The following is an 11,925-nucleotide window of genomic DNA, read 5'->3' as shown; positions in this document are numbered from 1 at the left end:
ACAAGTGGAAAGGTTTTACTCCATGGCCTTGACAAGGGTTGTTGGCTGGTGTTATACTTTATCTTGCAACAACAAGTGTCGGGGCGTAGCTCAGTTTGGCTAGAGCACTACCTTGGGGTGGTAGGGGTCGCTGGTTCGAGTCCAGTCGCTCCGACCAAAGACGGCCTGCCCGGGATTGCCGGGTAGGTTTTCTTTTTTAGTAACGATAATGGGGGCTAAAGAAATAGTGAGCAAAGGTAGAAGGCTATATGGTGTACTAATAGGGGTTCTTTTATTACTACTGTTGGGAACCCTCTATTGGTTGGGGTATCATAATCTTCTACTGGCCAGGATGGGTTTAAGCAAGTTTAAGCTGGCCAACCCAGATCCTTCTACTTTCCCACCAGCGCCTGCACCAGTTACCGGTAGCAGCTATGATGTGTTGGTAGTGGGTGGGGAACCGGAAGGGATAGCTGCTGCTGTATCTGCCGCCCGGCAGGGCGTTAAAGTCCTTTTGGTAGATAAAAGGGACGGTTTGGGAGGGCTGTTTACATATGGGTGGCTTAATTTTATTGATATGAACTTTGGCCCGCGCTGGGAGCTTTTAACCCGGGGGACTTTTCAGGAGTTTTACCAACAAGTAAAGGGAGAAGTTTTTGATGTAGAAGAGGCTAAGGAGATCTTCAGCCGTATGGTAGGACGGTATCCTAACCTGGCCGTGAGTTTAAATACCATCTTTCGCGCTCCCTTGATGGAAGGAAACAAAATAGTAGGGATAGAGGCCGTTAAAGGAGGAGAGGTAATCAAGTTTTACGGCCAGCGGGTGATCGATGCCACCCAAGATGCTGACGTGGCTGCCGCAGCTGGGGTTCCTTACACCGTTGGGGCAGAGGATATAGGGGAAAAGGAACGGCGGCAATCGGTGACCCTTATCTTCCGTATTAAGGGGGTGGATTGGGAGGCCCTGGGGCAAGCTGTAAAAAAAGGTCAGATCAAGGATGCTAAAATATCCAGCCGGGCTGCCTGGGGGTTTAGCTCGGTGACCAAACAGTACCAGCCCTCCACGCCTCGCTTAAGGCTTCGGGGTTTAAATATAGGCCGCCAGAAGGACGGTACAGTACTTATCAATGCCCTGCAGATATTCGGGGTGGACGGGCTAAATGAGGCTTCTAAAAGGGAAGGTATGGAGCTCGCCCGGAAGGAGTTGCCTGCTATTGTGGCTTTTTTGCAGGAAAAACTTCCTGGCTTTAAAACGGCGGAGCTAGACGGGTGGGCTCCGGAGCTTTACGTCCGGGAAACCCGGCACATAAAAGCCGAATACCAGTTAGATATTAACGATGTAGTGTTTAACCGGGATTTTCCCGATCGCATCGCCCACGGCTCTTATCCAGTGGATGTCCAAGCTACCTCACCTCAGGATACAGGGTATGTTTATGGCCGGCCGGTCATGTATAGCATACCTTTCCGTTCGTTAGTACCTCTTAAAGTAGAAAATCTCTTAGTAGTAGGTCGCTCAGCAGGTTATACCCATCTGGCCTCTGGGAGCACCCGGGTAGTACCTGTGGGGATGGCCACCGGTGATGCGGCCGGGGTGGCGGCCGCCTATTCCTTACATACAGGTAAGAGCTTCCGGGAAATCGCCAGAAGCTTACCGGATGTACAAAAAATCCAGGAGATCTTGCTTCAGCAGGGGGCTTATCTTAAAGCCTTTGAGATTCCTAATCCCCTTGAAGGCCACTGGGCTTACCCTGCTCTTAAGTTCGTAAACCATTGGGGGCTGGTGGTAGCCGGGTACGACAATAACTGGAGGCTGGAAGAGCCCATCTCGAGGATGAGCTTTTACTACATGACGGCCAACGCCATAAAACGGGCTGTGCCGGAGAAGGCCGTTCTTGTCCAGGCTAGAGCAGAAATACTTAAGCCCTATCTGGAAGCTCGGCCGCTAACCCGCGGGGAAGCGGCTAAGCTTCTCCTGGCCTATTTAGGAGAGGATATCTCCCGCCTGGACCCTCAAACGGCTGTCTTGCGGGCTGGGCAGGAGGGGCTTTTACCCCTCCAGTATACAGGGCGTGAACCCAGCGCTAACTTAACTTATGCAGAAGCCTATTATGCTACTGAGAGGCTATGTGCATATCTTGGAGAAAGGAAATAGGTGAAGAATTTTGTTGACAAGGGGGGGGTCTCAGGGTACAATTGGATTTGATTGAAGGCCTCTTTTAAAAAACATAAAGGTAAAGGGGGAATGATAATTGCGCGCATTGGGTCGCCATATACTGGCTGAAATTTATGGTTGCAGCTTCGAGCTTCTCAATGATATTAAAAAGGTAGAAGAGATCATGGTTAACGCAGCCCTAGCGGCTGGAGCCGAAATACGCGAAGTCTGCTTCCATAAGTTCAGCCCCCAAGGCGTGAGCGGAGTGGTGGTCATCTCCGAATCACATCTGGCAATCCATACCTGGCCAGAATTAGGTTATGCCGCCGTAGATGTCTTTACTTGTGGGGAAAGGGTTAACCCCTGGGAGGCCTGTAAATACCTCACCGACAAATTTCAAGCTGAGGAGGTTCATGCTACCGAAATACAGCGGGGCATAATTGAACCCCGGCGGGCGGCGGCGGTGAATTTCTAGGAGGGGGATTTTTATTTTAGTACCTATAGTGCAATTTGGCTAACAGGCCTTGCCGATAAAAAAGAAACGGCAAGGCCTGTTAGCTTTATATTGAAATCATAACCCCATAAAGCGTTGCTTGGCCGCATAAGCCGCAGCCTGGGCCCGGTTGCTTAAGTTTAGCTTAGCCAGGATGCTGCTAACATAATTCCTTACTGTTTTCTCGCTAAGGTAGAGTTCTTTAGCGATCTCCCGGTTGGTCTTGCCTTCACCTATAAGGGCCAGGATCTTTTTTTCTTGCTCATTTAATCTCTCGTGGGACACCGTGCCCTTGGCTAGCGCCCTCATCTTATCGAGGACTTTGCCTGTGACTGCCGGGTCCAGAAGCGATCCACCCCGGCCCACTGTTATGATAGCCTCGACCAAAGCCCGGCAACCTATCTCTTTCAAAACATAACCCGAGGCTCCAGCCAAAATGGAAGCGAATAGCGCCTCCTCGTCGGCATAGGAGGTAAGCATGATAACTTTAATCTGGGGGTCAATTTCCCTAATCTCCCGGCACGCCTCGATGCCGCTTTTGTCCGGCATTCTTATATCCATAATCACTACATGGGGCAAAAGCAGCCGGGCCTTTTCTACAGCCTCTCTGGCCGTCCCGGCTTCCCCCACGATCTCCAGTTCTTGTTGCCGGGACAAAAGCGTAGAGAGCCCCAGGCGCACCACCTCGTGATCGTCCACTATCAAAACTTTAATCCGTTCCATTTTCCTCAGCCCCGTAAGGAATAGTCACCGTGACCATGGTGCCCCTACCCGGCCGGCTGTTAATGTGCAAGCTACCGCCGCACCAGGCGGCCCGCTCCGTCATGTTGAGCAGTCCATGCTTGGTTCCGGTTTGTTGGGCCAGTCGTACCTTGACCGGATCAAAACCGATGCCGTTATCATTTATGATAACACAAATTCCCCGCTCCTGAAATTGCACGTGAACCCGTACCTCTGTGGCCTGGGCATGGCGCAGAGTATTGTTTAGCGCCTCGCGAATAATTTGGCACAAATTCTGGGCATAAGAGGGATCGAAACTAACAGGGGGAATACCGGTAAAGTTTAGAGTTACCGCCAGGGAAGATGAGCTGATAAAATGATTCACTAGTTGGGAAATCTCATCCACGATATCCACTCCGCCGGCCTTAACAGGCTTCAAATTCATGATATAGTTCCGTAATTCAGCAATTATCGCGTTGAGCCTGCCCAGGGTCTCTCTAATATACTGTTTTGCCCGGCCCTTATCTTCGTCCACCAAGTAGAGGCAGTTTTCCAGATTAAGACCTATGGCGTAAATGGATTGGATAATAGTATCGTGAAGGTCCTGGGCTATCCTGGTCCTTTCTTGCAAAACAGCTTGGTATTTTTCGGCTTCTTCCAAGCGACGGCGGTTTTCTAAGTCAAAAATCTCCAGGGTACGTATAATGGAATAGGCCATGATAGAGCCGGAAACCGCCCGGAAAACCTGGACAGGTATGCCAGTGATCCGGAAGAAATTCTCCATATTGACAACGGCGGCGGGCAAGAAGCTAGCGCGGGGAACTATAAGTCCGCCTGCTAAGGCATAAATGGCAAAGGAGGTTGCCGCCAGCACCAGATTTTTAACCACATGAGGCATCCGCAGCTTCTCCACCTCGCGTATTTGCTGGAAAAGGGCATAAGAACTTAAAACAGAACCGGGTAAAGCCAGCAGGTACCTCGCCCAAATATCGCTGGCTGTCAACCACCACTCACCATCTGTTCTAGCTATAATCAAGCGGAAGAGAATAAAGTTAATAAACCAAACCCCGAAAATTACTGTGGGAATCCACCTCAACCATAACAAATTTCCTTTAGCCCGTTCTAGGAGGCGAGAGCCAAATAGGAAAAGAAAGTAATAAGAAAGGGCCGTCAAAAACATCTGCCAGGCTCTTAAATACAATATAATCCCTTCAGACAATTTTTGGGCATGTAAAGGTATAAAGATAAACCCCCACTCCACCAGCCCATGGGTTAATCCAAAGGCGGCCAGAAGCCAAAGGCTCCCCGCCAGGGTAAATTGGCTGGACCGAAAAGCGTGGGCCTGCAGGGCTATACCGAAGCCCATCAGGAAAAAAGACAAGCCATAAACAAAATAAAGCTGGATGTAGTTATCGCGGAAAAAACCGTAAAGGGCCAGATTCAGAAAAAACACCTCACTAGCAACCCGGAATACCTTGGTAAGATATACTTCAAATTATACTTAATACTTCGGCGGATAAATTGCTTTTCCCTCTAGGAAAAGTCAAGAAAGGGTATCGCTCTTCTGCGATACCCTTTGGTTTGGGGGAAAATTGCTCTTTTTAATTATCCCTCCAGAAGCCACAGGAAAGGTGGATAGAGGATAAGGGTGGCCAACGCCGCCAGTACCAGTAAAGTGATCAGGGCGTTCCTTAAGGAGAAGGTGGGTTTTAAGGTTGCCGACAAAATAGCCCAGCTAACCAGCCAGACTACCGCTGCAATTAACATTTTGCCCGAATAGGGTCCAATTCCTTTGTGCAACGTAATGGCGTCGCTAAAAGCTTTATTCAGCTCCGATATCATATGGGCTAAAGCCAGGGCTAGCATCCCCAGCCCGGTGCCAACGAGGGCAGCCGCGATCTTAGTTTCTTTTGCAGTTCCCATACCTAGCTCACCGCCTTTACTTTAGTAATAGCGGCCCCGAGGCCGAAGGCTGCGGCGATATAGATAAAACCTAAGGTCACACACACCAACAGGGCATATCTGGCGTACTTATTTTCTATCAGTTCTTCTCCCATGGTCCAGACAATGTAGGCAGCTGTCACTGCTAGAGGTAAGGAAAACAAGGCTATAAATTCCTTAAATTCCATACCAAACTTATGGACATAAGGCGCATTCTTAATTAGCCAGGCCCGCGCATTATCCGGCAAGCGATAGCCGATGTAAAGCCAGGTACCCCATACAATAGTTAAAAACGAAGCCGCGGACATCACTATGGTACCTATCTTTAAACGGCGGATGGAAGCAGGACTGATCCCAATAATAGCTTCAAAAGACCAGACAAAAGAAATCAACAAAATAAATGCAAATAAACCATGAAAGGCGGCTTTCCAGTGCCAAGGACTGGTGCCGATAAACTGTTGTAGCACACACATTCCCTCCTTCTAGGTATTGTACTTGTTTACACTATAATTTTTTCATTAATCACAGAACATTGCAGGAGGCATTTGTCCCAAAAACAAGGGATAAATGTCCCTTCGCAAACAATGTTTTAAGACTTAAATGAAGAAAAGAGGCAGGAAAGGCGCTTCTTAAGGCGAATTATGACTCCAGTATTCCTCAAGGAGTACTCGAAAATGACCATATGTTTATGTCCGGAACTAACTAGGGAGCTTTCGGCTGTTCAGCAGCATTTAGAAAGGGAAAAGGGAAGGGTAACCTGGCCGGCTTTAAGCAGGTTGGATTGGGAATTTTTACCTGCCATGGTTATTATAAGCGGGCAATTTTACAGGTTTCAGGGTCCACGCCTAATATCACTGGCTGCGGTTTTTCAGTTTATCTTCCTGGCTTCTTTCATCCATACCAGCGCTGGTAAAGAGGCCGCCCGGCCTACCTTATGGGGGGACTATTTCTACACCAAGTTTTTCGAACTTCTCTGCCGGGATGGCAATCTTGAATTTCTGCCCACCTTGGCGAACATGATATGCCAAATACACCTCCTCCTGATCAAGATGCGGGAAGCCCAAGAAGCTAAAGACACTGACGAGATCATCCGGGAGGTAAGGGCCCTCCTAGGGGGCAACGCAGCTAAGCTCGGGGCACTCCTGGGTGGGGCCGACCTGGAAGAGGCGTCCCTTTGGTATGAAGTTGGTCGTACCTTGGGGGCTATCTGGTGGGAACGGTCTGCGGGGCAGTCAGTCCCAACCGTCCTGCTCCGGGAAGCCGAGGCAACCCTTAAAAGAATCCCGGATAACCCTGAAAGAAGCCGGGCCTGGGAGATATTCCGGGCGATGTGTGCACCCATGGAAGCCCGGAAGCTAGCCACCTAAGGGCAAAAGCGTAGGTGTTGGACGGGCAAGGGGCTTTTACCCCCAAGGGATTCCCGAGGTTGCCGCAACACACAAATTAGCGATATAATAGGTTGGGGGTGGGAGCGGTGGAGGACAAGTCCATGACCATTACTGAGCATCTAGAAGAATTACGGAAGGTTTTGCTTGTCTCCTTAGCCGCCCTGGCCGTGGCTACGGTGATAACTTATTTCGGGTTCCGGAGCCAGCTTCTAGCTTTGCTTACGCGGCCGGTAAGGGACCTGGGGGTTACCCTGGTATATATTACGCCGGGAGAGGCATTTTTTACATCTATAAAGATATCTTTTTTAGCTGCTATTTTCCTGGCCTTGCCTGTTATTCTGTGGGAAGTTTGGAGTTTTATCCTTCCAGCGCTGCACCCCCATGAGCGTCGCTGGGTTTATATAGTGATGCCATTTTCTCTTTTACTCTTTTTTAGCGGGATAATCTTCGGTTATTTGGTAGTCTTTCCTGTTGCCTTGCGGTTCTTCCTAGTCACAGCGAGCGAGGGGTTCCAGCCGTTGATCACCATATCCAAGTATTTGGGGTTTCTTACCACCTTCGTGCTGCCCTTCGGGCTGGTTTTCCAGCTACCTCTGGTAATCATGCTCTTGACCAGGCTGGGCTTGGTTTCGCCTCAGTTCCTGGCCAGGAATCGTAAACTAGCGGTGCTGGTTATCATGGTCATAGCTGGGGTGATAACCCCCACGCCGGATGTTGTTTCCCAGCTTCTTCTGGGATTGCCTATGGTACTCCTTTATGAAAGCAGTGTTTGGCTCTCTTACCTGGTACGCCGGCGGCAGGAAAAGGTGGAGAGCGAGGAAGTATAAAAGGAGGTTTAGGAGGTTTTTAGTAAAACTTTTTTAGTAGAGAGAGGAGGAAAAAATTATGTTTAACTTGGGAGTCCCTGAGCTCCTCCTTATTTTGGTCCTGGCCTTGATCCTCTTTGGACCAGGTAAACTTCCAGAGGTAGGCCGGGCTCTGGGCAAGGGGATACGGGAATTCAAGAAAGCCACCTCTTCCTTAACTGAGGAGCTAGAAGAGGCTGCAAAGTTGGAGGAAATCAAAACGCAAAGTAAGATGGAAGGTAAGGCGGAGGTTAGGGAAAAAGAAGGGAAGGTTTAATTTTCCCGTAGGGAAACAGGAAGCCCTTCTGTAAGGGAGGAGTAGTTCACGGGGAAGGGAGTCGCTAGAAATTTAAGCGGCTCCTTTTTCTGCGGATGGGGAAAGGAGGTGAAGGGATATGTTAGATACTCCCAGGGGTAACCGGCTCCACATAGCCCTTTTTGGCCGGCGTAATGCGGGTAAGTCTAGCCTGATAAACGCTCTGACCAACCAAGAGCTGGCTGTGGTCTCCAGCATACCAGGTACTACTACAGACCCCGTATTTAAATCCATGGAAATTCTCCCCTTAGGCCCGGTGGTCCTCATAGATACGGCCGGCATCGATGATATCGGTGAGCTGGGTGCGCTGAGGATCAAGAAGACGTTGGAGGTGCTCCGTAAGACTGATCTAGCTATTTTGGTCCTGGATCCCGGGTACGGAGTAGGAGACTATGAGCTTGAGCTTAAGGCCCGCTTGGCTGAGGCAAGGATTCCGGTAGTAGCTGTGCTTAACAAGATCGATGTAGCCGGGAGGGCAAACCTTGCTGAACTAGAGCAATCCCTGGGGCAAAAGGTACTCCCGGTAAGCGCTAAGACCCGCCAGGGCATAGAGGAGCTAAAAAGAGAGCTGATAAAGGCGGCACCCGCGGATTTCGAGGCTCCTTACCTGGTGGGCGACCTGGTGGAACCAGGGGATCTAGCTGTGCTGGTGGTGCCCATCGATACGGCCGCCCCGAAGGGCCGTTTGATCCTACCTCAAGTGCAGGTCCTGCGCGACCTCCTGGACAATGATGCTATGGGCTTGGTGGTAAAGGAGAGGGAACTTAAGGCCGCTTTGGCTAAGATCCCGCGGCCTAAGATAGTGATCACGGATTCCCAGGCTTTTTTAAAGGTAGCTGCCGATACACCCCGGGAGGTCTGGATGACCTCTTTTTCCATTCTTATGGCCCGGTATAAAGGAGATCTCCTGGAGCTGGTGAGGGGGGCCAAGGCCATAAAGCATTTAAAACCCGGCGACCGGGTACTCATAGCCGAAGCCTGCACCCACCACCGCCAGCCCGATGATATAGGAAAGGTACAGATACCCCGCTGGCTCCGCCAGTATGTAGGAGGAGAGCTTAACTTCCAGTGGGTCTCCGGCGGGAGCTTCCCGGAAGATTTATCCCCTTATCAGCTTATTATCCATTGCGGGGGATGCATGATCACCCGCCGAGAGATGCTCTACCGCATCCAGGCCGCCAAAGCGGCCGGGGTACCCATAGTGAACTACGGCATTTTCCTGGCTTATGTCCACGGTATACTGGATCGCGCCTTAGAACCTTTCCCCTTGGCCAAAATGGAGTGGGAGGAAGATTCTTGATGAAGGTGAAAGAAGAAGGCTAGAGGAGGGAAGGGACCTAGGGGTTAGCGTTGGCCTGGGTGAAGGATAACAATAAAGTTATGGGGAAGATGGATATGGAGCCGATTGTGGTAAGGCCATGGTATGTAAACGGAAAAGGAGGATACGATTTAGCAGTTGCTTCACCTGAAGCTACGGTAGAGGATTACTTGCAAGCCCTAAAGAAGGTAGAAGGTTTTGAACTCTACAGGGCTTTCCGGCCCGGTGGAAGTTGCTATGGGTGCCCCCATTGTTGCCGGGACCGCCTACCCTTAACCCTGGCCGATGTGTTTCTCCTGCGTCAGGGCCTTAAGGCCCTTACCGGCCGGGATATGCCCCTCCGGGAAGTGCTATCCAAATATTGCCAGGTACGCAAAATAGGACCAGCCTGGGATATCACCCTAAGTACTGATGCCGAAGGATATTGTATATTCCTTACCCCCGGCAGCCACCTCTGCCGTCTTTATCCTTATCGCCCTTTGGTATGCCGCACCTATTATTGTTGTCCAGCCACTTACCGGAGCCTGGCTCTGCGCTCGGCCATTGTAAACCGGGGGCAAGATGAGCTTGGTTTCTATTGGGAACGGGGGAAGCTCCGGCTGCCCAGTTTATATTTGCGAGATATATGCTCGCCCGCATTATGGAAAAAATTAACTAGGAGGAAGGCTTCATGCGTATCGCCCTTATCGCCCATGACCGTAAGAAGGAGGAGCTAGTGGAATTCGTGTACCAGCACCGCGATATCTTTGCCCGGCACCGGCTTATCGCCACAGGAACCACTGGAGCGCAAATCATGGCCCGTACGGGTTTAAAAGTACACCGCTTGTTGTCCGGGCCTCTAGGTGGAGACCAGCAGATGGGGGCCCTAGTAGCTAAGGGCCGCCTGGATATGGTAATTTTCTTACGCGACCCTTTGACCCCCCAGCCCCACGAGCCGGACATCAATGCTCTCCTGCGTATATGTGATGTACATAACATCCCTGCGGCTACCAATCTCGCTACGGCTTCTATTTTTCTTAAACATCTGCGGCGCCTCGAGGAGGATACTGGGAAGGAGTGCGATCCTTCATCCTGGAGCCGTCGGGCTTCATTAGGCTTCCTCGATAGTGTTAATGGGGAGGAGCGCAAGTAATGGTACGGGTGGAACACGACCTCCTGGGAGAACGGGAGGTACCGGCTACGGCCTATTACGGTATCCATACCTTAAGGGCGGCGGAAAACTTCCGGGTAAGCCGCCATCGGGTGCACCCGGAATTGATCAAGGCCCTGGCCACGGTAAAAGAGGCAGCGGCCCGGGCTAACTGGGAGTTGGGATACCTGGACGCCGAACGCGCCCAGGCCATTATCGCCGCCTGTCGGGAGGTGGCGCAAGGCGAGCTAGAGGGAGAATTCATCCTGGACGCCTTCCAAGGAGGGGCTGGTACCTCAACCAACATGAACGTGAACGAGGTAATCGCTAACCGGGCTCTAGAGATCCTGGGCCGGCCCCGGGGAGATTACGCTTATATTCATCCTAACGACCATGTAAATCTTCACCAATCCACCAACGATGTTTACCCTACAGCCATGCGCGTGGCGGCCCTAAGGTTACTTGAACCCCTGGCCACCCGGCTAGCCGAGCTACAGGAAGCCCTACAGGAAAAGGAGCGGGAGTTTGCTGGTATCTTAAAGATAGGGAGGACGGAGCTCCAGGATGCGGTTCCCGTTACCCTGGGGCAGGAATTCAGCGCTTACGCCCAGGCTGTAGCTCGAGACCGGTGGCGGCTTTATAAGGTGGAGGAGCGGCTCCGCCAAGTAAACCTGGGAGGTACGGCCGTAGGGACAGGGCTAAATGCGCCTTTAAAGTATATTTACCTGGTAGTAGAGCACTTGCGCCGGCTGACGGGCTTTGGTTTAGCCCGGGCGGAGAATATGATGGATGTCACGCAAAATATGGATGTCTTCGTAGAGGTTTCAGGCCTGGTTAAAGCCGCGGCGGTCACTTTAAGCAAGATAGCTGACGATCTGCGTTTTTTATCTTCCGGCCCTTACGGAGGACCAGCAGAGATACGTTTACCTGAGGTGCAGGCAGGTTCCTCCATTATGCCAGGTAAAATCAATCCGGTGATCCCGGAAATGGTGAACCAGGTGGCCCTGCAAGTAATGGGCAATGACCTGATAATAACCATGGCTGCCAGCCGGGGACAGCTGGAACTTAACCCCTTCGCTCCCCTTATCGCCCACGCTCTTCTAGAATCTATGGAGATACTGGCCCAGGCCGCCCTTATTTTCCGTGAGCGCTGCATCAGTGGAATTTCTGCTCGGCCGGAGCGCTGCCGGGAGCTCCTGGAGAAGAGCTCGGTACTGGTCACCGCCTTGGTACCTTACCTGGGTTACGACCAGGCTACCCAAGTAGCCCAAGAGGCAGCGGCTAAGGGTATGAGCATTCGCGAGGTGGTCTTAAGCCGCGGCCTCCTGTCCCCAGAGGAGCTAAATATTATCCTTTCGCCCGAGGAAATGGTAAAACCTGGGATAGCGGGAGAAAAAATCCTTAAGAAAAGGCTTAAAGGTAGACAACAATTTGAAGCCTAATAGGCCTTTATATCCCGGGCATTTATTCTTTTATGGTTTTCTTCACCAGCCAGGGTAACCCTGCATATTTTAAAATAGCAAATTCTTCCTAATAAAAATAAAGCATTCCTGTAATGATTTAGGATAGCCGTTGCCAATAAGAAAGCCTCCTGGTAGAAAGGAATTGAACGACAAAACCTCAGATACCAGGAGGCGAGCAAGC

13 protein-coding genes and 1 tRNA gene are annotated in these 11,925 nt (G+C 51.0%); 10 read left to right on the top strand and 4 right to left on the bottom strand.

Annotated elements, in window-relative coordinates; translation table 11 throughout:
• The first annotated feature begins 79 nt into the window (after nucleotides 1–79).
• From B9A14_RS10985 to speD, 3 genes are all read left to right on the top strand, one after another.
• Nucleotides 80–157, top strand: a tRNA-Pro gene (locus tag B9A14_RS10985).
• Nucleotides 158–208: 51 nt separating this feature from the next.
• The gene (locus B9A14_RS10980) at nucleotides 209–2,131 is read left to right on the top strand and encodes an FAD-dependent oxidoreductase (protein WP_231967716.1); all 1,923 of its coding nucleotides are present in this window, start codon (nucleotides 209–211) and stop codon (nucleotides 2,129–2,131) included.
• 97 nt (nucleotides 2,132–2,228) lie between these two features.
• Nucleotides 2,229–2,606 carry an adenosylmethionine decarboxylase gene (speD, locus tag B9A14_RS10975; RefSeq protein ID WP_084665736.1) on the top strand — a complete coding sequence of 126 codons (378 nt, stop codon included), beginning with the start codon at nucleotides 2,229–2,231 and terminating at the stop codon, nucleotides 2,604–2,606.
• A gap of 96 nt (nucleotides 2,607–2,702) precedes the next feature.
• Here speD and B9A14_RS10970 read toward each other — a convergent pair whose 3' ends face one another.
• The 4 genes from B9A14_RS10970 to B9A14_RS10955 all read right to left on the bottom strand — a co-directional run bounded on the left by B9A14_RS10970 (nucleotide 2,703) and on the right by B9A14_RS10955 (nucleotide 5,752).
• Complete coding sequence (locus B9A14_RS10970) at nucleotides 2,703–3,356, bottom strand: response regulator (protein ID WP_084665735.1); 654 nt, start codon at nucleotides 3,354–3,356, stop codon at nucleotides 2,703–2,705.
• Nucleotides 3,334–4,797, bottom strand: coding sequence for a sensor histidine kinase (locus tag B9A14_RS10965; RefSeq protein WP_084665734.1), 1,464 nt, complete (start codon nucleotides 4,795–4,797; stop codon nucleotides 3,334–3,336). The genes B9A14_RS10970 and B9A14_RS10965 overlap by 23 nt, the downstream gene beginning before the upstream one ends.
• A gap of 152 nt (nucleotides 4,798–4,949) precedes the next feature.
• Nucleotides 4,950–5,267: a hypothetical protein gene (locus tag B9A14_RS10960; RefSeq protein WP_084665733.1), complete on the bottom strand. Its 318-nt coding sequence runs from the start codon at nucleotides 5,265–5,267 to the stop codon at nucleotides 4,950–4,952.
• A gap of 2 nt (nucleotides 5,268–5,269) precedes the next feature.
• Nucleotides 5,270–5,752 carry a hypothetical protein gene (locus B9A14_RS10955; RefSeq protein ID WP_084665732.1) on the bottom strand — a complete coding sequence of 161 codons (483 nt, stop codon included), beginning with the start codon at nucleotides 5,750–5,752 and terminating at the stop codon, nucleotides 5,270–5,272.
• A gap of 207 nt (nucleotides 5,753–5,959) precedes the next feature.
• Here B9A14_RS10955 and B9A14_RS10950 point away from each other — a divergent pair, with 207 nt between their 5' ends.
• The 7 genes from B9A14_RS10950 (at nucleotide 5,960) to B9A14_RS10920 (ending at nucleotide 11,723) form a co-directional block, all read left to right on the top strand.
• Entirely contained in the window at nucleotides 5,960–6,652 is a 693-nt protein-coding gene (locus tag B9A14_RS10950) for a polyprenyl synthetase family protein (protein WP_084665731.1), read from the top strand.
• Nucleotides 6,653–6,774: 122 nt separating this feature from the next.
• Nucleotides 6,775–7,500, top strand: a complete 726-nt coding sequence (tatC, locus tag B9A14_RS10945; RefSeq protein ID WP_231967714.1) for a twin-arginine translocase subunit TatC — start codon at nucleotides 6,775–6,777, stop codon at nucleotides 7,498–7,500.
• Between the two features lie 58 nt (nucleotides 7,501–7,558).
• Nucleotides 7,559–7,795, top strand: coding sequence for a Sec-independent protein translocase protein TatB (gene tatB, locus B9A14_RS10940; protein ID WP_084665729.1), 237 nt, complete (start codon nucleotides 7,559–7,561; stop codon nucleotides 7,793–7,795).
• A gap of 118 nt (nucleotides 7,796–7,913) precedes the next feature.
• Nucleotides 7,914–9,134, top strand: a complete 1,221-nt coding sequence (gene hydF, locus B9A14_RS10935; protein ID WP_084665728.1) for a [FeFe] hydrogenase H-cluster maturation GTPase HydF — start codon at nucleotides 7,914–7,916, stop codon at nucleotides 9,132–9,134.
• Between the two features lie 59 nt (nucleotides 9,135–9,193).
• The gene (locus B9A14_RS10930) at nucleotides 9,194–9,868 is read left to right on the top strand and encodes a YkgJ family cysteine cluster protein (RefSeq protein WP_172839135.1); all 675 of its coding nucleotides are present in this window, start codon (nucleotides 9,194–9,196) and stop codon (nucleotides 9,866–9,868) included.
• Nucleotides 9,823–10,284: a methylglyoxal synthase gene (locus tag B9A14_RS10925; protein WP_084665726.1), complete on the top strand. Its 462-nt coding sequence runs from the start codon at nucleotides 9,823–9,825 to the stop codon at nucleotides 10,282–10,284. The genes B9A14_RS10930 and B9A14_RS10925 overlap by 46 nt, the downstream gene beginning before the upstream one ends.
• Nucleotides 10,284–11,723 carry an aspartate ammonia-lyase gene (locus B9A14_RS10920; protein ID WP_084665725.1) on the top strand — a complete coding sequence of 480 codons (1,440 nt, stop codon included), beginning with the start codon at nucleotides 10,284–10,286 and terminating at the stop codon, nucleotides 11,721–11,723. The genes B9A14_RS10925 and B9A14_RS10920 overlap by 1 nt, the downstream gene beginning before the upstream one ends.
• Nucleotides 11,724–11,925 lie beyond the last annotated feature (202 nt).

This window comes from Thermanaeromonas toyohensis ToBE, assembly GCF_900176005.1.
GTDB lineage: Bacteria > Bacillota > DSM-521 > Neomoorellales > Neomoorellaceae > Thermanaeromonas > Thermanaeromonas toyohensis.
Note: the sequence above shows the minus strand (reverse complement) of the source record. Positions and strands in the feature narration are given on the sequence as shown.